Origin of the sequence: Epilithonimonas pallida (genome assembly GCF_900182975.1) — a bacterium.
In the GTDB taxonomy this organism is placed as follows: domain Bacteria; phylum Bacteroidota; class Bacteroidia; order Flavobacteriales; family Weeksellaceae; genus Epilithonimonas; species Epilithonimonas pallida.
Genome location: NZ_FXUO01000004.1, coordinates 18,872 through 45,512 on the forward strand (window position 1 = coordinate 18,872; position 26,641 = coordinate 45,512).

At 36.7% G+C, this 26,641-nt stretch carries 20 protein-coding genes; 3 read left to right on the top strand and 17 right to left on the bottom strand.

The window, feature by feature from the left end; all coding sequences use genetic code 11:
* Positions 1-50 precede the first annotated feature (50 nt).
* The 3 genes from QOL71_RS08460 to radA form a co-directional block, all read right to left on the bottom strand.
* Positions 51-1,511, bottom strand: coding sequence for a tetratricopeptide repeat protein (locus QOL71_RS08460; protein ID WP_283416499.1), 1,461 nt, complete (start codon positions 1,509-1,511; stop codon positions 51-53).
* A gap of 111 nt (positions 1,512-1,622) precedes the next feature.
* Positions 1,623-2,189: an acyl carrier protein phosphodiesterase gene (locus tag QOL71_RS08465; RefSeq protein ID WP_283416500.1), complete on the bottom strand. Its 567-nt coding sequence runs from the start codon at positions 2,187-2,189 to the stop codon at positions 1,623-1,625.
* Positions 2,190-2,223: 34 nt separating this feature from the next.
* Positions 2,224-3,567 (bottom strand): DNA repair protein RadA, encoded by a 1,344-nt coding sequence (gene radA, locus QOL71_RS08470; RefSeq protein WP_283416501.1) that lies wholly within the window; start codon positions 3,565-3,567, stop codon positions 2,224-2,226.
* Between the two features lie 144 nt (positions 3,568-3,711).
* Here radA and QOL71_RS08475 point away from each other — a divergent pair, with 144 nt between their 5' ends.
* On the top strand, positions 3,712-4,212 hold the full coding sequence (locus tag QOL71_RS08475) for an FKBP-type peptidyl-prolyl cis-trans isomerase (protein WP_283416502.1): 501 nt from the start codon (positions 3,712-3,714) through the stop codon (positions 4,210-4,212).
* A gap of 71 nt (positions 4,213-4,283) precedes the next feature.
* Here QOL71_RS08475 and QOL71_RS08480 read toward each other — a convergent pair whose 3' ends face one another.
* Together QOL71_RS08480 and QOL71_RS08485 are read right to left on the bottom strand one after the other, a co-directional pair.
* Entirely contained in the window at positions 4,284-7,046 is a 2,763-nt protein-coding gene (locus tag QOL71_RS08480; RefSeq protein WP_283416503.1) for a M4 family metallopeptidase, read from the bottom strand.
* A 136-nt stretch (positions 7,047-7,182) separates the two neighbouring features.
* Positions 7,183-8,625 (bottom strand): aminoacyl-histidine dipeptidase, encoded by a 1,443-nt coding sequence (locus tag QOL71_RS08485; protein WP_283416504.1) that lies wholly within the window; start codon positions 8,623-8,625, stop codon positions 7,183-7,185.
* A 139-nt stretch (positions 8,626-8,764) separates the two neighbouring features.
* Here QOL71_RS08485 and QOL71_RS08490 point away from each other — a divergent pair, with 139 nt between their 5' ends.
* Positions 8,765-9,280: an FUSC family protein gene (locus QOL71_RS08490; RefSeq protein ID WP_283416505.1), complete on the top strand. Its 516-nt coding sequence runs from the start codon at positions 8,765-8,767 to the stop codon at positions 9,278-9,280.
* Positions 9,281-9,491: 211 nt separating this feature from the next.
* Here QOL71_RS08490 and QOL71_RS08495 read toward each other — a convergent pair whose 3' ends face one another.
* From QOL71_RS08495 to QOL71_RS08540, 10 genes are all read right to left on the bottom strand, one after another.
* Positions 9,492-10,928, bottom strand: coding sequence for a T9SS type A sorting domain-containing protein (locus QOL71_RS08495; RefSeq protein WP_283416506.1), 1,437 nt, complete (start codon positions 10,926-10,928; stop codon positions 9,492-9,494).
* Positions 10,929-11,039: 111 nt separating this feature from the next.
* Positions 11,040-12,356: an adenosylhomocysteinase gene (ahcY, locus tag QOL71_RS08500; RefSeq protein WP_283416507.1), complete on the bottom strand. Its 1,317-nt coding sequence runs from the start codon at positions 12,354-12,356 to the stop codon at positions 11,040-11,042.
* Positions 12,357-12,484: 128 nt separating this feature from the next.
* A complete protein-coding gene (gene fabF, locus QOL71_RS08505) occupies positions 12,485-13,720 on the bottom strand; it encodes a beta-ketoacyl-ACP synthase II (protein ID WP_283416508.1) in 1,236 nt (411 codons plus the stop codon).
* A complete protein-coding gene (locus tag QOL71_RS08510; RefSeq protein ID WP_283416509.1) occupies positions 13,720-14,151 on the bottom strand; it encodes a PaaI family thioesterase in 432 nt (143 codons plus the stop codon). The genes fabF and QOL71_RS08510 overlap by 1 nt, the downstream gene beginning before the upstream one ends.
* A gap of 82 nt (positions 14,152-14,233) precedes the next feature.
* Entirely contained in the window at positions 14,234-14,992 is a 759-nt protein-coding gene (locus QOL71_RS08515; RefSeq protein ID WP_283416510.1) for an SDR family oxidoreductase, read from the bottom strand.
* Between the two features lie 49 nt (positions 14,993-15,041).
* Positions 15,042-15,635: a TetR/AcrR family transcriptional regulator gene (locus QOL71_RS08520; protein WP_283416511.1), complete on the bottom strand. Its 594-nt coding sequence runs from the start codon at positions 15,633-15,635 to the stop codon at positions 15,042-15,044.
* Between the two features lie 136 nt (positions 15,636-15,771).
* On the bottom strand, positions 15,772-17,220 hold the full coding sequence (locus QOL71_RS08525) for a TolC family protein (RefSeq protein ID WP_283416512.1): 1,449 nt from the start codon (positions 17,218-17,220) through the stop codon (positions 15,772-15,774).
* 197 nt (positions 17,221-17,417) lie between these two features.
* On the bottom strand, positions 17,418-20,630 hold the full coding sequence (locus tag QOL71_RS08530) for an efflux RND transporter permease subunit (protein WP_283416513.1): 3,213 nt from the start codon (positions 20,628-20,630) through the stop codon (positions 17,418-17,420).
* Positions 20,631-20,734: 104 nt separating this feature from the next.
* Positions 20,735-21,820, bottom strand: a complete 1,086-nt coding sequence (locus QOL71_RS08535; protein WP_283416514.1) for an efflux RND transporter periplasmic adaptor subunit — start codon at positions 21,818-21,820, stop codon at positions 20,735-20,737.
* Positions 21,821-22,062: 242 nt separating this feature from the next.
* Positions 22,063-22,440: a hypothetical protein gene (locus tag QOL71_RS08540; RefSeq protein WP_283416515.1), complete on the bottom strand. Its 378-nt coding sequence runs from the start codon at positions 22,438-22,440 to the stop codon at positions 22,063-22,065.
* A 143-nt stretch (positions 22,441-22,583) separates the two neighbouring features.
* Here QOL71_RS08540 and QOL71_RS08545 point away from each other — a divergent pair, with 143 nt between their 5' ends.
* Entirely contained in the window at positions 22,584-23,195 is a 612-nt protein-coding gene (locus QOL71_RS08545; RefSeq protein ID WP_283416516.1) for a 4'-phosphopantetheinyl transferase family protein, read from the top strand.
* On the opposite strand, the gene QOL71_RS08550 is transcribed toward QOL71_RS08545, so the two are convergent.
* Together QOL71_RS08550 and porV are read right to left on the bottom strand one after the other, a co-directional pair.
* Positions 23,171-25,429 (bottom strand): FUSC family protein, encoded by a 2,259-nt coding sequence (locus QOL71_RS08550; RefSeq protein WP_283416517.1) that lies wholly within the window; start codon positions 25,427-25,429, stop codon positions 23,171-23,173. The genes QOL71_RS08545 and QOL71_RS08550 overlap by 25 nt on opposite strands.
* Positions 25,430-25,501: 72 nt before the next feature.
* A complete protein-coding gene (gene porV / locus QOL71_RS08555; protein WP_283416518.1) occupies positions 25,502-26,632 on the bottom strand; it encodes a type IX secretion system outer membrane channel protein PorV in 1,131 nt (376 codons plus the stop codon).
* Positions 26,633-26,641: the final 9 nt, after the last annotated feature.

Consider the following 26,641-nt stretch of genomic DNA (forward strand, 5'->3'; position numbering starts at 1 on the left):
GTTTAAGTTGTTGATTGCTAGATTTTTGTTTTAAAGTTGCTGTAAGGAAATTAAAAATCCATCATCCACTTATTAAGGTCAATATCAGAAGAAATATCAAGCTGTTTTCTTAATCTGTTTTTTCTTGTCTCGACACTTCTTACAGAGATGTTGTTGTAATGCGCAATTTCTTTTGTTGTAAAATTTAATTTCAGTAACGCGCAGAATTGTAATTGCCCGTTTGTAAGTTCCGGATAATTGGTAATTAATTTATTGTAAAAATAAGGATAAACTTCTTTGAAACGGCTTAGAAACGAAGAGTCATTGCTTTTCGCTAATTCCAATAATTCGGCAAAAGCATCATTTACTTTCAGTTCAAGGTGATTGAGTTCTTCTTCTTTTTCGATAAGATCATCTTCCATGATTTCTTTCTGTTCTTTTTCGTTTCGATAACTTTTAAAGTATTTTATAGTAAAGAAAAAGAATACGGTTGCAAGCAGAATGATACTTCCTAAAATGATGTATAGATTTTGATACCATGTTTGTTTCTCCTGCTCAATGATGCTGGTAGAAACTTTATCCGTTTCCATTTTCTCTTTTCTTCTGATGATATCAGCCAGTTCTTTTGATTTTTTGGAATAATAAGAATATATTTTATCATCACCCATTTTCTCATAGATCACGGAGAGATCATCATATATGTATTGCAAACGGTAGATATCATTGGCTTTTTCAAAAATAGGGAGCGCTTTTTTATAATAGTGTATAGAACTGTCGCTTTGGTTCATCTCCAGGTAAGCATTAGCAAGTCCGTACAAGCCAAAAGCCTGATTGATGGAATCATTTTCTAATTTTGAGAGCTCGTAAGCTTTTCGGCTATAGTAGATTGCCGGTTTATAATCATCAAGATCAATATACGTATAACCAAGACTCGAATATTGTATAGCCAGCCAACCATTCCTTTTCTTGGTATCTTTGATTTTTTTATAATATTCTATACTTTTTAGATCATATTTTATAGTACTCTGAGGAGCCTGATATTGCAGATTCATAATTTCTGATCTGCCGGCATATATCTGTCCCAGAGAGCTATAACGATCATCATTATCAGAAATATTTTCACAAAGCTTTTCAGCTTCATTACTTGTTTTCAGCGCTTTTTCAAAAAATCCCAGATAGGCGTAGATCAATGCTCTTGCAATAAGGGCTTGCCCGCAATGATAGTCATCATTTTCTTTTTTTGCAAGATCGTAAAGCTTATTGGCTGTTTTCAAAGCTTTTTCTTGTTCACCAAGACCAAGATAACAGTTTAAGTCGGCCTTTAAAGATTTGGCTTTACCTTGATAGTAACCGATATCTTCGGAAAGTTTATAGGTTTTATCACTTATCTTGAGAGCTTCATTCCGGTCAGCCAATTGAAAAGTGCCGGAAATAAGACTGTCTATTTTTTTAGGTGTATATTGCTGCCCTTTCGCTTCATGTAGAAACGAAATTATAAGTACAGCTATTATAGATCTATTAAGGGAATTCACAATCAAAATGAAGCTCCAAAAGTATTAAAAATTCAAATATAATTTAGTATAAATGGTATTTTTAGCTTATTTTGATAGTAAATTGGTAAGAAATACGTAATCCTTTTTATATCATCCGAAGCTCAGCCTGCATTCTCTCAAAATATCAGGAAAGAATTGATCAAAATAAATTTGTAACAAATTTTTGTTTTCCAGGAAAATATCAAAAACAGGTAAATCCTTTTCAAGATATTGAGCTTTGTTGAGAACATTCTGCATACTGAATCTGATGCCGCGATCTGTTCTGTAATTAGTCAGCCAATCGTCCTTTTCCATTCTCACCAGCATTTGCTTATAATTTTCAGGAAGCCACTGTTCATTATTCCAAAGAATTTTATAGGTTTTTTGTGAGTGATTTTTCAATTCATTTTCCGGATAATGATGGGCAACAAAATAATCGAAAGCAACATCTACAAAAGCACCTGAATAAAGCCTGACAAGCGGGCTGAAGATCTTTTTAGCTTCCGAAACTGCCGGGTGAGAATCTGTAAATGTATCTATAAATCTGTGAAGTTTTATGCCTTCCTGGATTTCCAAAGGGAAATTTTCCCGCTCATTATTCCTGATAAAATCTGCAATCATATTTCCGACAAGTTGTCCGTCGGTAAATGATAGGATAGAGTGGGCAAGATAATTCATTAAATGAAGTTACAAATTATTAAGATGAAATGGATTAAAAAAGTAATTCTACAAAATCTTCGATTTTACTGATTTCTTCAATCTTGATTCCAAATTTTCTTTTCGGGATTTTATTAAGATTTGAAACAAATATTTTTTCATAGCCCAATTTTTCTGCTTCGGTGATTCTCTGTTCGATCTGGGCAACAGGACGGATCTCTCCGCTCAACCCAATTTCACCGGCAAAGCAATACTGCTCGGAAATTGCGATATCCTCATTGCTGGATAGAATGGATGCAACAACAGCTAGATCCAGCGCAGGATCATCGGTTTTAATGCCTCCTGTGATATTAAGAAAAACGTCTTTTGCGCCGAGTTGAAAACCTGCTCTTTTTTCCAAAACAGCCAAAAGCATATTCAACCTTTTGGAATCAAAACCGGTGGAACTTCTTTGTGGCGTTCCATAAACAGCAGTTGAAACCAAAGCCTGGATCTCTAATAGCATCGGCCTGTTGCCTTCCAAAGTTACCGCAACAGAATTTCCGGAAAGTTCTTCGAATTTTTTAGTGATTAATACTTCGGATGGATTCTTGATTTCTTTGAGACCTTGTGAAATCATCTCGTAAATTCCTATTTCAGCGGTTGAACCGAAACGGTTTTTGTTGGCTCTCAACAGTCGGAAAAGATGATTTCTATCGCCGTCGAAATTCAATACCACATCAACCATATGTTCCAGAACTTTTGGCCCGGCTATTTGCCCGTCTTTGGTGATGTGCCCCACCAGGAAAACAGGAATGTTGTTTTCTTTGGCAAATTTGATGATCTCATTGGAACATTCCCGGATTTGCGAAACTGTTCCCGGCGAGCTTTCAATCAATTGGGATTGCAGCGTCTGGATAGAATCGATAATCATAAAATCCGGTTGAAGTTTTTTGGCTTCGTGTAGGATTTTTTCGACAGAAGTCTCAGTAAATAAGAAACAATTAGGGTTTTTGATTTCAGCTAAACGGTCGGCTCTCATTTTGATTTGCGAGGCACTCTCTTCACCGGAAACGTAAAGAATTTTTTTCTTCATCTTCAAAGCCAATTGGAGAAGCAGTGTTGATTTTCCAATACCAGGCTCACCACCAATTAATGTTACAGAACCTAAAACGATTCCGCCACCCAATACGCGGTCCAGTTCTTCCGAAGGGGTTTTAATTCTCGGCTCTTCGTTGGTTTCAACTTCTATGATGTTGATAATGGAAGATTTGGATTTTGTAGCAACTGATTTTGTTGATTTTTCTACAATTTCTTCCACAAGTGTATTCCATTCGCCACAGGTTTTACATTGCCCGTGCCACTGAGAATATTGTGCACCACAGTTCTGACAGAAATATTGAGTTTTGAGTTTTGCCATTCTGCTAAGTTCCAGATTTTTTTTTGAAAAGAAAATATTAAAAAGAAGTTTTATCGTAAATCATCAGCTCTTAAATTTCAAAAGCTTAATTTTGTTTGCGATACATCATAATTGATGATGTAAATAACTTAAAAATAAATAAAAATGGCATTAGACAAAAATCACGTTGTAACTTTAAAATATATTCTGCATACCAATGATGAGAGTGGAGAGAAAGTTTTTGTAGAAGAAACTTCTGAAGAAAATCCTTTGACTTTTCTTTACGGCGTAGGAATGATGATTCCGAAGTTTGAGGAAGAAATCAAAAATCTGGGTGTTGGCGATAAAACCTCTTTCGAAATCAAGCCAGGCGAAGGTTATGGAGAAAGAGATCCACAAGCTGTTACGCAATTGCCTGTTGATATGTTCCAAGGTCAGGAATTGCCTCCGGTTGGAGCTGTTTTACCATTGTCTGATAATCAAGGGAATAATTTTCAAGCGGTAGTTTTGGAAGTCACTCCGGAAGCGGTAGTGGTGGATCTTAATCATCCTATGGCTGGAAGACCTTTGTACTTTGATGTGGAAATTCTTAATGCACGTCCTGCAACTGAGGAAGAATTAGCGCATGGTCATGCACATGGACCTGATGGTCATTCCGGACACTAATGAAAATTATTATATAAAAGTAAAAGCTCCCAAATCTGGGAGCTTTTTTATTGAATTAAAAGTTTTGTAAACTATTTTTTAATGAATTTCTGAGTTGATTTTTCACCCTTTTTATTCACTAACTCTATGACGTAGTTTCCACTAGGAAGTCTATTGACATCTATTTTATTTTCAACAGATTTACCATTTGCCACAGATTGTCCTGCTGTATTGTAAATTTTATAAGTTGATTCTCCGGCTTCTTTAGTTTTGATATTAAGTATATCTTTCACAGGATTTGGATAAATTGATACTTTATTTTCACTATTAAGGTCTGATACAGCTAAAACATCCTGAATATTAATTGTGTAATCTTCAGTTTGTCCATATGAATAAGAGTTACAAGAAGCTGGTGCAGAAGAATAGATCATAACAACTCTTAACCTTACTTTTCCAGTTGTTGCAGTTGTAGGAATTGTGAATGTTCCGGATACTGTAGGGTTGGATGTTGATGCCTGTGTCCAAAGTGTTTCACCAGTATTGGTAAAGACACCATTATTATTATAATCTGCATATACGGCATATCTCATAGGATATACAGTACCAGACCAAACTGGGGTAATGGTAATCGTATAACTTGATCCTTTTGTTACATCTGTTGATAGGTATGAGAAGTCTTCATAACCCGCGCCTCCTGTACTTGAATTATCAATTGTATTAAGCTTTACATTTTGGATTTTCATGAAGCTGGTGCTTCCGGATTGTGAAGTACAATAAGTTGTTCCGGTAGCTGCTGTATTGACTGTAACCTCGTTACTGAAGTTAGATTTGTTACCTGCTTCGTCTTTTGCTTCTACCTTAAATTTATATGCTGTAGACGCTGTTAATCCTGTTACGTAATAAGATGTATTATAAGTTGAACCTAATAACACATTGTCTTTGTAAACATTGTATCCGTCCAAGGCAAAATTATCAGTTGAAGCAGTCCATGTCAGATATGTAGAAACATTGGTTGTAGAGGAAGCTTGTAAATTGAGCGGAGTGGTTGGAGCAGTCGTGTCCGGACCATTCGGATTATATTTTGCACCCAGACCAACAGCATAAAAAGCATCTTGTGTAGCAATAGCTTCTGCAGATCCTGCACCATACAAATCTGTGGCAGCTTGTATTCCGAAGTCTCTTGCATTCATATAAGTGGAGCCGGACGATAAATAAGCTGTTTCCAAACGGTAAACAATTTTTGCTGCTTTTTCAAATCCAATTCCTGTTACGCTGTAAGATTTGCCGATATCATTAGTTCCTGTCTTTCCTTGTACAAGTACATAATACCAATGATTGAGAACGCCGCTGTTGGTATGAACACCACAATAATCATTAGTATTTTGTCCAGGTGTTACGCAACCTTCTGCAGCTGTTGCAGGTTGCCAGTTTGTTCCGCGATATGTGTCAGGTTGTCCGGCAGATTTCGGATTGCTCATTGATCTTAGATAATAAGGAGAATATAAAGTAATGTCTTCTCCAATATTAAACGCTTGATTATTAGGCAAATATGTGTGCTCAACGACGGCTCCCCAAATATCAGAAAGTCCTTCGTTCATTGCGCCGGATTCTCTTTGGTAAGCTAATGCAGCAGTAGCACTACAGACACCGTGGCCTAACTCGTGAGCGGTGACATCGAATGCCGTTAATACATTAAAGTTGCTTGTTCTGTCTCCATCTCCATAAAGCATGTAAGTTCCCGACCAGTAAGCATTATTGATATTGTTGCCATAATGTACATAACTTCTTAAGATTGAGCCATTATTATCATAGCTATTTCTGTTATGGACATCTTTGAAATAATCATAAGTTTTTTCTACTCCGAAGTGTGCATCCAATGCTGCATTATCAAAGGTAGCATTATTAAATTCTGCAGCAGTCCAATCATTATCAGCGTCGGTGAAATCCGTGTTGCTTATTGTGGTGCTCTTTTTCAGGTTGTAAGTTCTTACACCATTCCCTCTTGTTGTATCATACAAGATGTAATTGTCACCAGCGGTATTTAATGATGTCTCAATAGATTGGGTTCCACTATATCTGGTTGCAGCATTACCTGTTGCCAGTTTTTTGATTGTTTCCTTAAGGTGGCTATCTTTCACGTCAGATACGATTTTTTCCGTATCAAGGTCACCTTTTAATATGTTGTGATTATGTCCATTCGCATGCTTGATGATTGCATCTGATAATAAGATTTGACCAGTTGCAGCATCCACATAGATATAAGCTCTGCTCATAGGTTGAGAAGCAAAAACATCAAATTTGTAAGCTAAAAATAATTTATAACTCTCATCAGCTTGCTGGATTGGTAAAAGGACCAGTTCTCCCGAGGGTTTTTTGTAATTGTCAACATTACTGTCTACATCATCCCACATATATTTCTCAGCACCAACATTTTGTATTGCTTTATCTAATGCGTTTTGCGAAGAAATTTTCGGTGATATATTTGCATTTTTTGTATCGAAGATCTCACCGTTCATACTGGTAAGATTGCCATTTTTATAATGCAGGTTATATATTCCGAATTCAACTTTTACATTATTATAATATAATTGATATTTTTCATCTGAGAAATTACTTTTTGTATCTTTCTCAGATTTCATAAGTCTCAATTCAGCGCCAGCTGAAAGTTTTAAAATTTCTCTGAATAGATCGGTTTTTGATGCCGACTTCAAATCAGCAGTACTTTTAAAAGTTACTAAACTGATATTTCCGTTTTTTTCGGTAATTTTCTTTTCAATGTATTCCTGTGCTTTTGCAGAGAATGTAAATCCGACAATGCTGCACAAAATACCAATTCGTAAAAGTTCTTTCTTCATATATTAGATTTTATATTGCTAATTTAGTAAATTTTTAAGGAAATTTAAAAATATCAAGTAGTTGATTGTAAAATTTTAATTAATTGTTCCAAAAAATAAAAAATCCAGTAATTTTACTGGATTTAAAATCGAATCATCATTCATTGATAGGGATGTTTTTCAAAATTTCCCGGGTATACGTCCAAAATTTCTGAACGGATGATAAACTGGCTCTTTCATCAGGAGAATGTGCACCTTTAATAGTCGGTCCAAAAGAAACCATTTCCATTTTTGGATAATTGGCACCGATGATTCCACATTCTAATCCTGCGTGACAAGCAACAACTAATGGTTTTTCACCAAAATTATTTTGATAGAGTTCCGTCATTACTTTGATAATTTCTGCTTCAGGTTTGGGTTTCCAACCCGGATATGAACCTCCGAATACTGTTGTCAATCCGTTGCTCTCAAAAGCAGATTCTAACTGATTGGCAACTTCCCATTTTGTAGATTCTACGGAAGAACGTGTTAAATTTAAAATTTTAATTTCTCCATTTTTCAATTCAACTCTTGCAACGTTGTTAGATGCTTCTACCAAACCTTCTACATCCGGACTCATTCGGAAAACACCATTGTGGGCTGCATTGATGGCATAAATGATTTTTCTGGAATCGTCGACAGATATGGCCTGGTCTGTAGAAACAGTTTTTTCGATATTAATTACCAGATCTTTTTCCAGTGAAGCGAATTCTTCCAGAATTTCAGATTTCAATTGTTCAAATTTTGCTACAAAATCTTCTGAATTGCTGACAGAAATAATCGCTTTTGCTTCTCTTGGAATTGCGTTTCTCAAACTTCCGCCGTCAATTGATATTAATTGAATTTGATTTTCCAGTCCTAAGAACAAGAATCTTCCCAATAATTTATTTGAGTTTCCAAGACCTTTGTGAATATCCATGCCAGAATGTCCACCCTGCAAACCTTTGATCTCAATCTTGAAAATTTCTCCTTTTGCTTCTTCCAAATCGAATTTTGCAGAAGCGGTTACATCCACACCTCCGGCACAACCGATATCGATCTCGTCATCTTCTTCTGTGTCAAGATTGAGAAGGATTTGACCTTTCAATTGTCCAGGTTTTAAAGCCAATGCACCTGTCATTCCTGTTTCTTCATCAATCGTGAAAAGTGCTTCCAGTTCCGGGTGTGCAATGTCATTACTTTCTAAAATTGACATAATGGTAGCAACGCCTAAACCGTTGTCAGCACCCAAAGTTGTCCCTTTCGCTCTTACCCAGTCGCCGTCCACATACATCTGGATTCCCTGAGTTTCAAAATCAAAATCGACATCGTTGTTTTTTTGACAAACCATATCAAGATGGGATTGCATTACGATGGGCGTTCGGTTTTCCATTCCCGGAGTTGCAGGTTTGGTGATGATGACATTTCCAACTTCGTCAATAGTTGTTGGTAATCCCAATCTTTCCCCGAATTCTTTTATGAATTGTATAACTTTTTCTTCTTTTTTTGATGGTCTCGGAACCGAATTCAGTGCTGCGAAGTTTTTCCAGATCACCTTTGGTTCCAGTTGTGAATATTCCATTTTTTTTGAAATTTTTTGAAGCGGCAATTTACTAATTATGAAAGGAAAATGAAATCTTTATGATATAAATAATATTTCCGGAATCTTAGATTCGTTATATGTTTTATAATTTTGAAGCTCAATTTCTAGCAAAATATTGATGTCAAATTTTATACAACAGTTTTCCAGATTTTTAAGATTAAGAGTTTCTGTTTCGGAATGGATTTACTTGATAAAATGTGTGATTGGCGCGGCAATCTGTTATCTGTTTTATATTTTTCTTCCACAATATCCTGTTTATTGGGCATTGATCTCTGTGGTGATAGTTTTCTCACCAGACAACAGTAATAAATTAGCTTATGACAGAATCAAATCCAATCTTCTCGGTGCTTCTATTGGAATGATTTTATTTCTGATTCCGATTCCAAACATTTTATTGATTTGTTTTGGAGTGGCGTTAACGATTTTAGTAGGAATTGCTTTAAAACTTGATAATACGCTTCGTTCTGCTTTGGCTGCAATGGTGATTGTTTTGATTGAGGAAAATCAGGCTCACGATTGGCTGATTCCTATTGAACGTGTGATCTGTGTATGCATCGGATGTTTTGTGGCGCTGATTATTACTTTTGTTTTTTCAAAGTTTAAGACTTACGGCCAAACTTATTTAAAACATTGATATTATCTGCAGGTCCCTAGCCCCGATAGTAGCGGTTACCCCACAGCGGACGCTGGGAAAAGCACTGGCGCGAGGAGTATGAGCGGGATAGTAGGATTAGGTTCATAATAAAAGTATAGTAAACAGATGGTTGGTTACGTATGTTTTTCCAAAACGAACTAGAGCAAATAAGTTATAAAATAGAATTGTATTTATTATGTATTATAAAGTTTTACTCTTTAATTAATTTTTTGCTATATGTATTTTTTTCAGTCTTCACTTTGACAATGTAAATTCCCTTAGATAATTCATCAATATTATTGATTTCAGTCTTCGATTCATAAACTAATTTTCCATCGATACTATAGATTCTTACTAATTGAATTTTTTCTTGATTAATTTTTATTTTAAAATTATCTATTACAGGGTTTGGATAAATCGAAAGTATATTATTAAGTTCCACAATATCTGTAGATAATGGCAAGTCGGTCATTTTATATCTTGCAACGTATGCAGAATAAGGACTGTAGATCATGCTTCCTGAAACTATAATTTTGTTGTCAGAAGTTACATCTGCGTAGTAATATTCTCTTAAACTGATGTTATTAGACTCTTCATAATATCCATTACCATTAAAAGTTGTATCCAAAATTCCATTTTTTGTGTATCTAATCATTGTTGGTTTTAAGTTATCTAAATTATAATATATTCCAAACAGTATAGGATTATTATCTAAATCAAAAAAAATACCTTTTATTTGACGTGACGCTTCAGAAAGAATCCCATTATTTCCAAAATTTGGGTTTTGAACTCCATCGGAATCATATTTTTTTATAATTGATGGAGCAGAAACATTAAAAAAATTTTGTAAAGTATAAATATTCTCATTTTTATCAATTACAAATCTTGTTGAAAACCTTGGTTGAGAATAAGTATAAGCTATAGTGTTAAATTGGGTATTTATTGTTCCATTATTATTGTGTTTTTTAATTTGAAAGGTACTTTCATTGGTTGCGGAATTATATTGCTCTGTCAATAATAAAAAGGCATCAGTTGCTTTAATAATTTTAATAATTCCAGAATAATCTAGATATCCGTTATTCCCAAAACTATTTATTATTTCACCGTTTTTTGAAATGCATAGGATTGTGTTAGTTAGTGTAAACAATATATTCCCATTGCTTAATTCAATGCTGTTTCCGAATCCATAAGAAACATCTATATTATCTATAGTGAGAATACCATCGATTCCAAAAGACGTATCTAAAACTCCATTTATATTGAGTTTAACAAACTTACTGGCAGTTTCTTGTGTTCCAAATAAAGCTGCGGCAATGAAAATTGTACCATCATCAGCAAAAAGAAATTCAAAATCAAAAACATTTACAATCAAATTTTTTGTATAGACGTGTCCATTATTTCCAAATGTATTATCAACTGTTCCATTAGCCAAAAGTCTTGTAATAACATAGTCATTAATATTAATATACCTTTCGAATTCTTTTGTGACAAATATTATTTTTCCATCGGGTAAAACCTTTGAAAAATAATTACTTAAATTTGAAGTATATAATCCATTATTTCCAAATGTATAATCAAGTTCAATTTTTTTATTCTGAGAAAAATTGAGTAAAGGAATTAATATTAAAAGTAAAAATATTTTTTTCATAAATTTTTTATATTATAAATATAAATATATTTCTAAAAAATCAAAAAAAACTCCTCTAAAATAATAGAGGAGTTTTTTATAATTAATCTTAAATTCAAATTTTTCGACTACTTAGTATCTGTAATATTCAGGTTTGAACGGCCCTTTTACATCAACACCGATGTATTCAGCCTGTTCAGGAGAAAGAGTCTCTAATTCTACGCTTAATTTCTTAAGGTGAAGAGCAGCAACTTTTTCATCCAGATGTTTTGGTAACATGTAAACTTCGTTTCCGTAAGCCTCAGAGTTAGTCCAAAGCTCGATCTGTGCCAAAGTCTGGTTAGAGAAAGAGTTAGACATTACAAAACTTGGGTGACCAGTTGCACAACCTAAGTTTACCAATCTACCTTCCGCAAGAATGATAACTTCTTTACCTCCTTCCAACGTATAGATGTCAACCTGTGGTTTTACTTCAGTTTTTGTGTGACCATAGTTTTCATTTAACCAAGCCATATCGATTTCGTTATCAAAGTGACCGATGTTGCAAACGATCGCTTTATCTTTTAATTTTAAGAAATGTTCTTTTCTTACGATATTAAAGTTACCGGTTGTAGTGATTACGATATCTGCGTTATCAACCACAGTATCCAGTCTTTTTACTTCGTAACCATCCATTGCAGCTTGAAGCGCACAAATTGGATCGATCTCAGTAACCGTAACGATAGAACCAGCTCCTCTGAAAGATGCAGCAGTACCTTTACCTACGTCTCCGTATCCGCAAACTACCACTCTTTTTCCGGCAAGCATTACGTCAGTCGCTCTTCTTACAGCATCTACTGCAGATTCTTTACATCCGTATTTGTTGTCGAATTTAGACTTCGTTACAGAATCGTTTACGTTGATGGCAGGCATTACCAAAGTTCCGTTCTTCATTCTTTCGTACAATCTGTGAACACCTGTTGTAGTTTCTTCAGAAAGACCTTTAATTCCGGCTGTAAGTTCAGGGAATTTATCAAAAACCATATTCGTTAAATCACCACCATCATCCAGGATCATGTTCAATGGCTTTCTGTCTTCTCCAAAGAAAATAGTCTGCTCGATACACCAGTCGAATTCCTCAGCATTCATTCCTTTCCAAGCATAAACCGGAATTCCTGCAGCAGCGATTGCAGCAGCAGCGTGATCCTGTGTAGAGAAAATATTACAAGAAGACCAAGTAACTTCAGCTCCTAAAGCTACCAATGTCTCGATAAGCACAGCAGTTTGGATCGTCATGTGAAGACATCCTGCGATTCTTGCACCTTTTAACGGCTGAGACGGTCCGTATTCTTCACGGATTGACATCAAGCCTGGCATTTCAGCCTCTGCAAGGGTAATTTCTTTTCTTCCCCATTCTGCAAGGGAGATATCCTTAACTTTATAAGGAATGTATTGTGTTGTAGTACTCATATCTAATGAATGAATTTATATTCTGATTTTTAAAATGCAAAATTACAATTAATAATTCAGATACAAAAGCGGAGCTTCAGCAATAATCAATTAATGAGAAAATGTTTAATTATTTGAAAACTAATTGTTTATATCTTTTTAAAAATCACCGTCGAGTTATGGCCGCCAAAACCAAAAGCATTGCTCATTGCGATGTTAATTGGTTTTTCTTTATTTTCAGTAATGATATTAATTCCTTGAGGAATATTCTCATCCAGTTTTGAAACATTGATTGTCGCAGGAATAATATTTTCCTGAATGGCTTTGATGCAAATAATTGCTTCCACAGCGCCGGCAGCACCCAACAAATGTCCAGTCATAGATTTAGTAGCACTGATATCCAGATTCGGGCTTCCTTTGAAAACTTTTGTGATGGCATTCAGTTCTGCCAAATCACCTAATGGAGTAGAAGTAGCGTGAGGATTCAGGTAATTGACTTGATCGGGAGAGATGTTGGCATCTTCCAGTGCCAATTCCATTGATTTTGCAGCACCAATTCCTTCCGGATGAGGTGCGGTCATATGATACGCATCGGCTGTCATTGCAGCTCCAATCATTTCAGCGTAGATTTTTGCACCTCTAGCTTTTGCGTGCTCATATTCTTCCAAAATCAAAGCGCCAGCACCTTCGCCCATTATAAAACCATCACGTTCCACATCATAAGGGCGGCTGGCATTTTTTGGATTATCATTTCTCGTGGACATTGCTTTCATTGATGAAAATCCACCTAATGAAGCCGGCGTAATTGGAGCTTCCGAACCACCGCTCACAATAACTTTTGCTTTTCCCCAGCGGATATAATTGAATGCATCCATAAATGCAGTGTTAGAAGTTGCACAAGCTGAAACTGTTGTATAGTTGATCCCTCGTAAACCATATTTCATAGAAATCATTCCGGAAGCCATATTAGCAATCAGTTTTGGAACGAAAAACGGACTAAATCTAGGTGTTCCATCGCCAGAAACATAGTCAGTGACTTCATTTTCAAAGGTTTCCATTCCACCTTGCCCGGTTCCCCAAATGACGCCAATATCAAAAGGATCGAAGTCCTTGAAATTCAATCCGGAATCTTCCATCGCCTGAACGGCTGCATAAATGGCGTATTGTGTGAAAAGGTCACTTCGTTTGATTTCGTTCCTGTCCAGATATTTTTCCGGTGAGAAGTTTTTAACCTCGGCGGCAAACTGAACTTTGAATTTTTCCGGCTTGAAATGAGTAATGGTGTCAGCGCCACTTTCACCTTTTAGAATATTATTCCAGAAGGTTTCGACGTCATTTCCCAAAGGCGTTACTGCTCCCATTCCGGTAATTACGACTCGTTTCATTATCTTGTAATTTGTGTTTTGAATAAGTTGGATGTGCCTTTTGCAATCAGTCTGGTTTTGTCTGCATTCCAGATTTCGCAGGTGGCGTTGATGAATTGTTTCCCCAATTTGGTGATGTGTGTTTCGGCAATGATATTTTCACCTTCTTTCCCGATTGAGAAATAGTCGATAACATTATTAATCGTCGTGTAAAAAGTTGGCTCATTCAGAGAAAACATTGTGGCTCCCAAAACGTCATCAATAATCGCTGCTGTAACGCCACCGTGGAGATTCCCGATCGGATTCAGCCATTCCTGACGAATGGTGTACTGGAATTCCAAATGACCTTTTTCTGCGGATACTACAATTGGTTTCAGCCAGCGCATAAACGGCGACGGTGAATCTGTGAATTCTTGTCCTATTAATGATTGCAGGTGTGCTAATCTGTCCATAATATTATTAACTTATATTGATAGAGTGTTACTTTCGCAAACTGCCAAGAGCGGATTCTTCGGGAACTTCAGAAGATTTAATCTACTCACCAACTTCCTGCGTTCTTCTTTGATTCATTGCCAGCAAAGCATCTTCGGGTGATGACAAATATAATCTGTAGATATCTTCCGTTTGTCCAACGCGGATTTCGTAGTTATCCTCTTCCAATCCGGCGATAAACTGTTCGGCAACAAAGGACGCCGGAATGCCGTTTTTTCCACCAATCGGCGCAGAAAATTCGGTATCTACCAAAGGTGGCATCAGTTCAAAAACTTTGACATTAGCATTTTTTAAAGCTAAGCGTAAATATCTGGTGTAAGAATGCAAGGCGGCTTTGCTCGCAGAATAGGTTGCCAAAGCGCCAGGAACGAAGGCTACGACGGAAGACACGTTCACGATGGTTGGATTGTCGTTAGTTTTCAGAACCGGGAGTAGTTTTTCGTTCAGACGGATGATGGAGAGATAATTGGTCAGCATTTCGTCTTCTGCTTTTTCGAAAGCATTGACATTCTCTTCGGTGATGTCGTAAACGAGTGCGCGACCGGCGTTGTTGATAACCATATTCAAATCCGGAAATTCGGATTTGATTTGGCTGACGAGATTTTCCACATCTTCTACATTGCTGACGTCCGAAACGATGGTGCTAACGTTTTTCAGTTGCGAAGCGGCTTGTTGTAAACGCACCTCATTTCTACCTGTGATGATAACTTTGTTGCCTTTTTCGGATAATAGTTTTGCGATTTCTAATCCGATTCCGGCTGAACCTCCGGAAATTAATACTGTGTTGTTGGTTGTTTTCATAATGTCATGATATTAAAATACCGATTGGTATATTTTTGAGTAAAAAAAATTATTTGATTAATTCGTTATCGATGATTGTTTCTATTCTTTCCAATGCGTTGAAAAGATGAGCCTTGTTGTTCATTGTTTTTGAAAGAAGAATTCCGCCTTCTATCAATGCTATGAATTGATAAGCATATTTTTGAGAATCAATTGATCCTACAATTTCGTTTTGGTTTTTACCTTTATCCAGAATTCGTGTGAAGTGATTTGCCCAGTTTTCAAAATTCTTGTTAACCTCAGATTTGAGAAATGGCATTGTGTCATCTGCTTCTACGGCCGTGTTGAGGTGTGGGCAACCGCCTCGGGAGATATTTGTTTCCCAGGTTTTTCTGTAAACATCGATGATAGCAAAAAGCTTTTCGCGTGTTGTCATCGCATCATTAAGCTCATTGGTAAAACTGATTTGAAGCCTTTTAGAATTATAGAGGTAAACTTCTTTAGCCACTTCGTCTTTGTTTTCGAAATTTCCATAGATGCTGCCCTTCGTCAATCCGGTTGCAGAAGTAATGTCGGACAAGGACGTTCCGGCATAACCTTTCTTGTTGAAGAGCTCTGCGGTTTGTTCGATGATGAACTGTCTTGTTTTTTCTGCTTTTGACATTTTGATCTGAATTGACTTTGCAAAGATATATAAATTATATACCAATTGGTATATTTTTTTGATTTATTTTGAGCTAATAAAAAATGCTCCCGAAAAAAATCCCGGAAGCATTAGCGTATAGTTAGTTAGTGTTAGTTTATTTCCAGCCGCCACCTAAGCTTTTGTAGATGTTGACAACCGTGCTGAGTTGTCTTTCTTTAGCTTCGATGAGTTCCATTTTGGCGTCCAATGCATCACGCTGATTCATCAGAACTTCCAGATAATCTGCTCTCATATTTCTGAATAATTGATTGACGATGTCAATTCCTTGGTCTAATGCTTTAACTTCCTGAGACTTCATTTCGTAATATTTATCGAGATTTTTAATTGCAGACATTTGATTGGTAATATCAAGATAAGCGCTCAAGATGGTTTTGTCATATTCATACAAAGCCTGGATTTGTTTTGCATCAGCCGATTTGAAATTTGCCTGAATGGCGCTTTTGTTAATCAACGGACCAGCCAATTCTCCAACCAGACTATAAGCAATCGATTCCGGCATTTTGACAAGATATGACGGTTTGAAAGCTTCTAAACCAAGCGCAGCATTGATTTCAAGACTTGGATAGAATTCTTTTCTTGCTGCTTCAACATCCAATTTTGCAGATTGTAGTTCCAATTCCGCTTGTTTGATGTCCGGACGATTGGCTAACAACTGAGAAGGAATTCCTGTATAAACAGTCTGTGGAACAATCGACATAAAGCTTTCTTTGGTTCTCACGATCGGTTGTGGGTAACGACCCAGCAAAGCATTGATTTGATTTTCCTTTTCCGTGATCTGTTGTTTCAAATCATATTCAGTTGCATTGGATTTCGCTAACTCTGCCTCGAATTTTTTAACGGCCAATTCCGTTGCAGCCATTGCCTGCTTTTGGATTTTTGCCACTTCAAGCGCTTTTTTCTGCAAATCGATATACTGATGGATTATGTCCAATTGATTATCAAGTGACAATAATTCATAATAATTATCAGCCACTTCAGCAATCAGGCTTGACAGAACAAAATTCTTTCCTTCAACGGTTGACAAATAGTGTGCAACAGCAGCCTGTTTTTCAGTTCTTAGCTTATGCCAGATATCAATTTCCCAATTGGCAACCAATCCACCTTCGAAGTTTGTCAGGTTTTCCGGGACTTCTTTTCCGTCTGTTATATCTGTGGATGCATCACCAGCTCCTGTACTCGTGTAGCGACCGACTTTCTCGATGCCAGCACCTAATCTTGCTGCAACAGTCGGACTTAATTTTCCATTTTTGTACATCACATCGCTTTTTGCGATTTCGATTTGCTGAAGTGTAATCATTAATTCCTGATTATTTTTCAGAGCTTCATCAATCAGATTCACAAGATTCGGGTCTGTGAAAAATTGCTTCCAAGGCGTGATTCCGGAATTATTTTCCGAAACGGCTTGATTTTCAAAATTCTGAGGTAAAGTTTCTTTTACCCGGTCCTGAATTTTGGTTGCCATTGGCGCTTTACAACTTGCTAAAGCAAGAGACAACGCAGCCAAAGCAATTTTGTTTTTATGATTATTAAAAAAACTATTCATAATATTTTATTTTTTTAAATGTCTCGTAGAGACTAACTATTAATAGATTTCGTTTATTGGTTTTCCGTAAAGTTCCATCGGAACGACCTGTCTTTCTAATGTTTTAGTTCGCTCCTACGGAGCTTAAATTTACATTGTACTTCATTTTCTATTAACAGTTAGCCTCTCTGAGGCTTTATCATTTGTTTTTCAATTTATTATCGATTATCCACGTTAGGATTTTTATCTTCAAATTTTCCATCGTGTTGATAAGGTTCAGTTTGTTCTGTTAAAGGATTTTCTTCTTCATAGTAAGTCAGTTTGGACTTAGCTGCAATGTTGGCAAAAATGTAGTACAATCCAGGAATAATCATCAATCCGAAAATAGTTCCGATGAGCATTCCTCCTGCAGCAGCTGTTCCGATCGTTCTGTTTCCAACTGCTCCTGGTCCTGTTGCCAAAGCCAATGGAATCAATCCGGCGATGAATGCAAATGATGTCATCAAAATCGGACGGAATCTCAAAGATGCTCCTTGTAAAGCAGCTTCTTTTGTGGAAAGTCCTTCCTCTGCTTTTTTCTGAACCGCAAATTCTACAATCAAAACAGCGTTCTTTCCGAGTAATCCGATGAGCATGACCATCGCCACCTGCGCATAAATGTTATTTTCCAGCCCGAAAAGTGATAAGCATAAAAATGCTCCGAAAATTCCCGTCGGTAAAGACAAAATGATTGGTAATGGTAAAATGAAACTTTCATATTGAGCAGAAAGAATCAGGTAAACGAATCCAAGACAAACCAAGAAGATGTAAATCGCTTCATTCCCTCTGGAAACTTCGTCTTTGGAAATCCCTGCCCAATCGATTCCGAAACCTCTTGGCAACGTTTTGTCCGCCACTTCCTGAATCGCTTTAATTGCATCTCCGGAACTGTATCCAGGCGCTGGCGTTCCGCTTACCTCAGACGAGTTGTACATATTATGTCTCGTGATTTCCGACAATCCATACACCTTTTCAAGATGCATAAAATCCGAATAAGGCACCATTTGGTCTTTATCATTTTTGACATATAATTTCAACAAATCACTTGGCAAAGCACGATATTGCGGACCAGCCTGAACAATTACTTTGTAAGGTCTGTCGAATCGGATGAAACTGGTTTCGTAGTTGGAACCAATTAAGGTTGATAGATTATCCATCGCTTTTTCTATCGTCACACCTTTTTGTTCTGCCAGATCATTATCTACTTTCAGCATATATTGAGGGAAACTTGCAGAATAGAAAGTAAATGCAGAACCCAATTCAGGACGTTTTTTCAATTCTCTTACAAAATCATTGCTTACTTGTTCCATTTTGTGATAATCTCCACTTCCGGCTTTATCCAAGAGTCTTAATTCAAAACCACCGGCTGCTCCATAACCAGGGATTGAAGGCGGTTGGAAAAATTCGATATTGGCTCCGGGAATTTCCTTCGCTTTTTGTTCCAATTGCTCTATGATTTCCGTAGCTGATTCTTTTCTTTCGTCCCATTTTTTAAGATTAATCAAACAAGTTCCGGAGTTAGAACCTGTTCCTTCTGTCAGAATCTCATAACCTGCCAAAGATGAAACAGATGCAACACCATCTATCTCTTCACATTGCTTCTGAAGTTCAAGGGCAATTTGGTTCGTTCTTTCCAAAGTTGAACCCGGTGGCGTCTGGATAATAGCGTAGATCATTCCCTGGTCCTCACTTGGAATAAATCCGGTAGGCAGTTTATTGCTCAGGAAAAATGTCCCAATACAGAAAAGAACCAATAAAGGAAGTGTTACCATTTTTCTTGTAACAACTTTGGTCAATAAGTTGTGATATTTCCCTGCTCCAACTGTAAATAGGTTATTGAAACCATCCAAAAATCTTGTTACAGGTGTTTTCTTTTTCTCTTTTCCATGATTATTTTTTAGGATTAATGCACACAAAGCAGGTGTCAATGTCAAAGCGACAACTCCGGATAAAATAATGGACGAAACCATCGTAATCGAAAACTGACGGTAGAAAACTCCAACCGGACCGGACATAAAAGCTACCGGAATGAAAACCGATGCCATTACCAAAGTAATTGCGATAATTGCTCCGCTGATTTCATGCATTGCTTCTTCCGTTGCCTTGAGTGGCGAAAGGTGTTTCTCTTCCATTTTGGCGTGGACGGCCTCTATCACAACAATCGCATCATCAACGACAATACCAATGGCCATTACCAAAGCAAAGAGTGAAATCAAGTTCAAAGTAATTCCAAAGGCGGACATTACTGCAAATGTTCCTACCAAAGAAACCGGAACGGCAATTGTCGGAATCAAAGTAGAACGCCAGTCTCCTAAGAATAAGAAAACAACGATTGCTACTAATATGAAAGCTTCAAATAATGTATGAACTACTTTTTCAATTGATGCATCCAAGAATCTGGAAACGTCATAACTTATTTCGTAATGCATGCCTTTCGGGAACGTTTTTTCCAGATCTTTCATCAGAACTTTGACATTCTTGATAACGTCACTTGCGTTGGAACCGTAAGATTGTTTCAAAGTAATTGCTGCTGACGGTTTTCCGTTCAAAGTAGAGTAGATGTCGTACATGGATGACCCGAATTCGATATCTGCTACATCTTTAAGTCTTACGAATTCTCCATTTGGATTGGCTTTCAGAATGATATTGCCGTAATCTTTCTCGTTGTTGAAACGTCCAGGATATTTCAGGATATATTCAAATGACTGAGAACGTTTTCCGGAACTTTCACCTGTTTTTCCAGGAGAAGCTTCCAAACTTTGCTCGTTTAATGATTCCATCACTTCATCTGCGGAGATTCCGTAAGCGGTCATTCTGTCGGGCTTCAGCCAGATTCTCATCGCATATTCACGCGTTCCCAGGATGTCGGCAAAACCAACACCACTCACCCTCTTCAATTCAGAAATAAGGTTGATATCTGCATAGTTGAAAAGAAATTTCTGGTCTGCTTTCGGATTATCACTGTAAAGGTTAATATACATTAGCATATTCGGTTCCTCACGGGTGATTTTCACCCCTTCGCGAACTACCAAAGGCGGAAGCTTGTTAACAACCGAAGATACACGGTTCTGAACATTGACCGCAGCAACATTCGGGTCTGTTCCAAGGTCGAATACAACCTGGATTGATGCTTCACCGTCGTTTCCTGCATCAGAGGTCATATATTTCATTCCCGGAACACCATTGAGTCCGCGTTCCAAAGGAATTACAACAGATTTAATCAGCAATTCGTTATTAGCTCCGGGATATTCTGCCGTGATGTTTACTTTTGGCGGAGAAATGGATGGAAATTGCGTTACAGGAAGTTTAACTAAAGACAAGATTCCCATAAATACGATAATCAAAGAGATTACGATTGACAGAACCGGTCTGCGTATGAATTTCTTAAACATAATTTTTTAATTATTAATTATTGAATTGGTAATGATTAAGTAAAAGCATCATGTTTTTTCAGAATCAGATTAATAACTAATCACTAACAATTAATTCTTAAATTTTAGTTGGCTTGTAATTTTAATGAGTTCAAGACTTTTTTCGGATCCTGGAATTTGGTTTCCACTTTTTGGTCGTCTTTCACTTTCTGAACACCTTCCAGAAGAATTTTATCACCCACATTAATTCCTTCCGAAACAACATAGATATCCGGAAGCTCATAAGCAATTTTAATATTCTTAGACTTTACAACGCCATCTTTACCAACTACGAAAACATATTTCTGATCCTGGATTTCGTAAGTAGCTTTCTGAGGAATGATCAAAGCATTTTTAAGAGGCAGTGTCATTTGGATTTTTCCTGTTTCACCATTTCTCAATATTTGTTTAAAATTCGGGAATTTGGCTCGGAAAGCGATATTTCCTGTCTCATTATCAAATTCGCCTTCAATAGTCTGGATGATTCCTTTGTCAGGAAATGGCTCACCGTTGGCCATAATTAAAGAAACTAAATTATTTCCCCGATCGGCCGAATGCATCTGATAGTTAAGGTATTCCGGTTCAGAAACATTAAAGTATGCGTAAATTCCTCCATTGTCAGAAAGCGTTGTCAACAAATCGCCCTCATCAATCAGACTTCCTAACTTCAAAGGAAGTCTGTCGATAATTCCTGAAAAAGGAGCTTTGATCGTGGTGAATGATAAATGCGTTTGAGCTAAGTTCAATTCAGCTTTTGCTGCATCCAATTTGGCTTTTGCCATTTTCTTTTCATTAATGGAAACCACATTATTATTAGCCAAAGTGCTGGAGTTTTGTAATTCTATTTCAGCCTGCGCCACTTCTGCTTTGGCTTTCAGAACATCAGCCTGATAAATTTGAGGCATAATTCTGAACAAAACCTGTCCTGCCTGTACATGCTGACCTTCATCTACATAGACTTTTTCGAGAAAACCTTTTTCCTGGGCACGAATCTCGATGTTTTTTTCTGACCTGATCTGGGATACAAATTCTTTGGTAATAACGGTGTCCATTTTTACCGGCGATGTTGTAGGATAAATTACGGCTTCTTCTTTTTCTTCTTTTTTGTCCTTACAACTGAAGATAATCAGCAATGCGCTGAGAGCAACAGAGAATGCAACTCTTTTTTTCATAATTTTTACTGTTTTTTTAGGAGAATTTGCGAAACTTTTCGGTTTCATTTTAAATAAATTTTATTTTTTTAATTGAATATTGAAAGAATGTAACATAAGTATAATCCGGGCATTAATTTTAAAATTAGTTAATGCTTAATCATTACTAATGATCATTCAGGAGTTTGAATGGGAATTTTCAAAACGACAGGTATAATTGCCTCTTTATGACAAGAGCAATATTGTTTTGAAAAAGTTGAATTTTAAATGCGGATTGTACGCAGCAAAATAAATCTTTTGACCGAAGAAAATATAATTTCCGGTTCCAGGAATGTCTTCGATCTAAGCTTGAAATATAATTGCAAAAGATAACCCAACCCGAATGCAGTGATTACGGCAATGAAGTTATAGGCATTAGAAAAATTCAGATTGCTTTCTTCGGGAGAATCCAAAGAATCGCTGATCTGCTGCAAAGACGCTTTTTCCAGAGAATGATTAAGATGGTGTTTTTTTGCAAAGGAAAAAAGATGCAATGATACATTCTGAATTCCAAAATCTTGTTGGAAATCAAGTGTTTGTTTATTCTCTGCGGTAAACAACAGAAAGATAAACATCAGAATATATACAATTGCTTTTTTCATTTTGATACTGCAAATTTACATCGGATAATTGTTAAAATAATCTTAAAGCCTCATTTTTAAGGCATTTTTAAGTTCAGAGAACTGGATTTGCAATTTCAGAAGTCCTTGTTTTTTATTAATTTTAGAGACTAAAAAAATAATTGATGCCGCTTTATAAAGATTTTTCTGATGATGTTGCGACTGTTCTGGTCTGGGAATATGATGAGAATGAAGTACTTAATCCGGATGAATTGCTGGAGCCGGAAAATCAAAATAAAATTCTGGGCTATCATCCTAATAAAATAGCTGAGGTTCTGATGGTGAGAAAAATGCTGAAAAGAGTTCTTCCGGACCATAAGATTCTTTATAGAGAAAATGGCGAACCTTATCTTTTTCCTCAGGATCATCATATCTCTGTGAGTCATTCCTTTCCTTTGGCAGCTTTGGCAATTTCGAAGAAAAAAGTCGGAATCGATCTGGAAAAGAGGAAAGAAAAGATTAAGTATATAAGACACAAATTCATACTTCATGAAGATGTTTTCATTGATAATAATGAAGAAGTAGATTTTCTGACAGCAATCTGGTGCGTGAAAGAAGCCCTTTACAAGATTCATCACAGCAAACACTGGTCTTTGAAAAAGCACTACGATGTTTTACCTTTTGAACTGAAGCAGGAGTTTTTTGCAAAAAGCAGGGTTTATGATCTCGAAAATGAAGATTTTTTCAAAGCCAAAATTTCTTTTTTTGATAATTACTGCTTAGCTATCGTTGACTGATAGATCAGATATTCTTCAATGATTTTTCGCTGATCTTTTGCGACATCATAGATCAGTTCCAGTAATTCTTTGATATTTTTTATTTCGGTCAAATGGCTGACTGTGAACGGTTTTCTTTCGTTTGAAATCGCCTGGTTTTCCAATTCTGCTTTTCTTTTTTCCAATAGATCTGCAACATGATCTTCCGGTTTGATACGACTTTCTGACCTGATCTGTTCATCCAGATCTTTTTGGAAAAGTAAGGAAGATGTTCTCAATAATTCCGCAGAAATTTTAAGTTTCCAATTCTGAAAATCGATTTCCGGAAACTCATGCCCGGATTTTGCATATTGAGATAAAGAAGCGGTATAAGCCGTTATCAAATGTGTGGTTGTAACAAACTGGTGAACTGTTTCCAATTTTCTTTGCTGGTTCTTGGGATCAGAAATCATTCTTTGAAAGTTGTCGGAAAGATTAGCCAGATCAATGATGGCATTTTTTCTCTTGAGACGGAAATCTTCATCATCAACTTCTTTTTTCAAAAAATGATCCATTACCAACCGGAAATAATCAAGATTACTTCTGGAAGATTTTTTCATCAGGTCAAGATTCTGAGTGTGTTCCCATACCGGCAAGATAAAATAAGCCACCAAAAATGTAATCGCTCCGCCAATCAAAGTATCCAACAACCTGTCTTTGAAAATGAGATTAACATTACCTGGCCTCAGGAAGTTGAATGACAGGAAAATATAAATCGTCATAAACAGAACTGCCCAGAAATAATTGGATTTTAACAGGCTAAAACAGATAATCATACTGACCAAAAGTATAATTAAAAGTGTCGTCGGCTCTCCAATAAAATATAAAATAATGTAGGCAAGAATGGCTCCTGCCAAGGTTCCGAAAAGACGCAGAAGATTCCTGTGTTTTGTAGTGGCATAAGCAGGCTTCAGAATGGCAATAATAGTAATCAGGATCCAGTAAGAGTGCCCGATTCCAAGAATATCGAATCTGGAGACAATATATCCAAGAAGCAATGCAATTGTCACTCTGACTGCATGACGGAAATGTCCGGAATTAAGAGAGAAATTAGACAGAAAAACCCTGTGGTTTAACCTTTCCTCTTTTGGAAGGAATTTAGAATAATCAAGACCTGTGGATAAACTTTTCGCTAATTTAATATCCTGAGAATTGACTTTCATGATCGTATTGACTTCATCCGTGATCTCGGTAATCCTCATCAAAACCTGACGAATCATCATAAAATCTTCCAGAGTTTGCGAAGAGAATTTTTGGGATCGATGTTCGAAAAATTCGTCATAGATTTTTTTCAGCTCTTCATCAAAATTGGTAATTTGCTTAAAAGCCAAACCGCTTTGCATAGAAATCCCAAGATTGGTAATCTCGTCAGCCATGACCAGAAGATAATCATGAATACTTTGAAGAAGCTTTGTGCCCCCAAAAACCTGATTCATTCTTTTGTAATCGTTTTCGGAAGTCAATAGCTTATCATAAAGATCGATAGAATTGAGAAACATCAACATCAGGATTCGACTCTGAGTAGTGGATTCGTTAACAATTTTTCTGGTTTTGAATACAATCTCCCGTGTATCTTCCTGATGATTTTTGATTTTGACCTGCTGAGCAATCAATTGATTTAATAACGAGTCAAAATCAGGATTCTTTGTATAATATTTGGCTTTGATCCTCAGATAGTCTGCTAATTCCAGATAGTTTTCTCCGACAACCTGACTGGCTAATTTATAAGGCTGCAATGTGGAGACAATCATAAAAATGATGAAAAACCAAAGACAGCCAAGAAAAAAAATGAATGAGCTTTTGAAAATATCATCACCTGTGAGATGCCCGTCGATGAAGATGCTGAGCACAACTAGCGCTAATGAACCAAACGTAGCAAGCCGCAATCCGTAAACGCCAATCATCGAAAAGAAAAAACCACACACAATAATTTCCAGGTAAACTGCTATGGGGAAATCCTTGACCAGACTTGCAAACAGCGCTATGAAGAAAAAGAAAAACACGGAAAGCAATAGTGTATTTCTTCTTCTAATGAATGGGCCAGGCTGATCTGTCAAACCTACAAAACTGGTCCCGAGTGGAAACAAAAAATATTCCTTGAGTAAGCCGAATTGTGCCAGAATAATGCTTGGAACAACTATCGCCAAAGCAATCCTTGCTCCGGAATAAATGTATTGGCTCGTTAAAAATTTTTTGAGTTCGGAACTATAGTTCATACTACAAATTTAAATAAAAATGCCTCTTTTTTGAATAGAGGCATTTTAAAATTATAGTTAATAAATAAAATATTAATAATCTGTGGCATTATACGTTTCGCTGCCGATATTCCATGTCAATCCAAATCTTAAAGTGTTGTCCAGCGCCGTATTAATTTTGGAAGTATTAATCAGATAAGACAGATCTAATCCGAATGAAGCATATTTGAAGCCAACACCAACAGTTGCGTATTGTCTCGCACCCTGTTCAGGCGCTTCTGTAAAATAACCAGCTCTGATTGCAAAAGTTTCATCATAAGAATACTCTGCAGCACCACTATACATGATACTTTTTTTATTGCTGAATGATTTTCCGATACCTTCCATTACACCAACATTAGGAACATTTCCTGTTGCATCTGGACCAGGGACAAGGATTTTTGAAGCTTCGCCACTCAAGCTGAAACGGTTCATGTCATCAATTAATAAATCGTATCCCAAACCTAATCTTGCCATTGTCGGAAGATAAGATCTGGATTCTTCGTCACCAGTGTAATCTAATCTCGGACCTAAGTTCTGGACAGCCCAACCTGCTTTTACACGGCCTTCATATCCACTGAGACTCTCATGTTTCGGAGACATATAATATCCGGAAACGTCTACTGCAAATGTATTAGCCGGCTTTAAAGTGCTATTGGAATTGAATCCCCCACCAATGTCGGATCTGATAAATCTACCGGTAACAGCCATAGAGTAGGAGTCTGATAATTTCAAACCATAAGCGACATCTATTGAAAACTCATTTGGCTTCGCAGTCCCTCCCTGGATAACCTCGTTTCCGACAAAATCTGTTAAGTCTACGTCACCCATATTGAAATAATAGATACTCGCACTCAAAGTAGAACGTTCTTCATCTCCTAAAAATGTATAGAAAGATCCGTAAAGTAAAAATACATCATTTGTAAGCTTACTCATATATGGCGTATAGTTAACACCTACTCCCGAAGAAACCTTTGCGAAAGGGTATTTTGCAGCATTCCAAAACTGTGAAAAAACATCTGTCGATGTTACAACACCCTGATCTCCCATACCGCCTGCTCTTGCATCCGGAGATATTCTTAGAAACGGAGCTCCTGTCAATACAGGCTGAACATTGCTTTGAGAAAAGGCAAAGGCGCTCACACCAATTCCTAATCCTAAAAATAATCTTTTTGTTAAATTCATTTTTTTTCT

Coding starts and splice junctions, on each gene's coding strand:
- QOL71_RS08465 (WP_283416500.1), bottom strand. CDS start 2,189: ATGAATTATCTTGCCCACTCTATCCTATCATTTACCGACGGACAACTT.
- radA (WP_283416501.1), bottom strand. CDS start 3,567: ATGGCAAAACTCAAAACTCAATATTTCTGTCAGAACTGTGGTGCACAA.
- QOL71_RS08475 (WP_283416502.1), top strand. CDS start 3,712: ATGGCATTAGACAAAAATCACGTTGTAACTTTAAAATATATTCTGCAT.
- QOL71_RS08480 (WP_283416503.1), bottom strand. CDS start 7,046: ATGAAGAAAGAACTTTTACGAATTGGTATTTTGTGCAGCATTGTCGGA.
- QOL71_RS08485 (WP_283416504.1), bottom strand. CDS start 8,625: ATGGAATATTCACAACTGGAACCAAAGGTGATCTGGAAAAACTTCGCA.
- QOL71_RS08490 (WP_283416505.1), top strand. CDS start 8,765: ATGTCAAATTTTATACAACAGTTTTCCAGATTTTTAAGATTAAGAGTT.
- QOL71_RS08495 (WP_283416506.1), bottom strand. CDS start 10,928: ATGAAAAAAATATTTTTACTTTTAATATTAATTCCTTTACTCAATTTT.
- ahcY (WP_283416507.1), bottom strand. CDS start 12,356: ATGAGTACTACAACACAATACATTCCTTATAAAGTTAAGGATATCTCC.
- fabF (WP_283416508.1), bottom strand. CDS start 13,720: ATGAAACGAGTCGTAATTACCGGAATGGGAGCAGTAACGCCTTTGGGA.
- QOL71_RS08510 (WP_283416509.1), bottom strand. CDS start 14,151: ATGGACAGATTAGCACACCTGCAATCATTAATAGGACAAGAATTCACA.
- QOL71_RS08515 (WP_283416510.1), bottom strand. CDS start 14,992: ATGAAAACAACCAACAACACAGTATTAATTTCCGGAGGTTCAGCCGGA.
- QOL71_RS08520 (WP_283416511.1), bottom strand. CDS start 15,635: ATGTCAAAAGCAGAAAAAACAAGACAGTTCATCATCGAACAAACCGCA.
- QOL71_RS08525 (WP_283416512.1), bottom strand. CDS start 17,220: ATGAATAGTTTTTTTAATAATCATAAAAACAAAATTGCTTTGGCTGCG.
- QOL71_RS08530 (WP_283416513.1), bottom strand. CDS start 20,630: ATGTTTAAGAAATTCATACGCAGACCGGTTCTGTCAATCGTAATCTCT.
- QOL71_RS08535 (WP_283416514.1), bottom strand. CDS start 21,820: ATGAAAAAAAGAGTTGCATTCTCTGTTGCTCTCAGCGCATTGCTGATT.
- QOL71_RS08540 (WP_283416515.1), bottom strand. CDS start 22,440: ATGAAAAAAGCAATTGTATATATTCTGATGTTTATCTTTCTGTTGTTT.
- QOL71_RS08545 (WP_283416516.1), top strand. CDS start 22,584: ATGCCGCTTTATAAAGATTTTTCTGATGATGTTGCGACTGTTCTGGTC.
- QOL71_RS08550 (WP_283416517.1), bottom strand. CDS start 25,429: ATGAACTATAGTTCCGAACTCAAAAAATTTTTAACGAGCCAATACATT.
- porV (WP_283416518.1), bottom strand. CDS start 26,632: ATGAATTTAACAAAAAGATTATTTTTAGGATTAGGAATTGGTGTGAGC.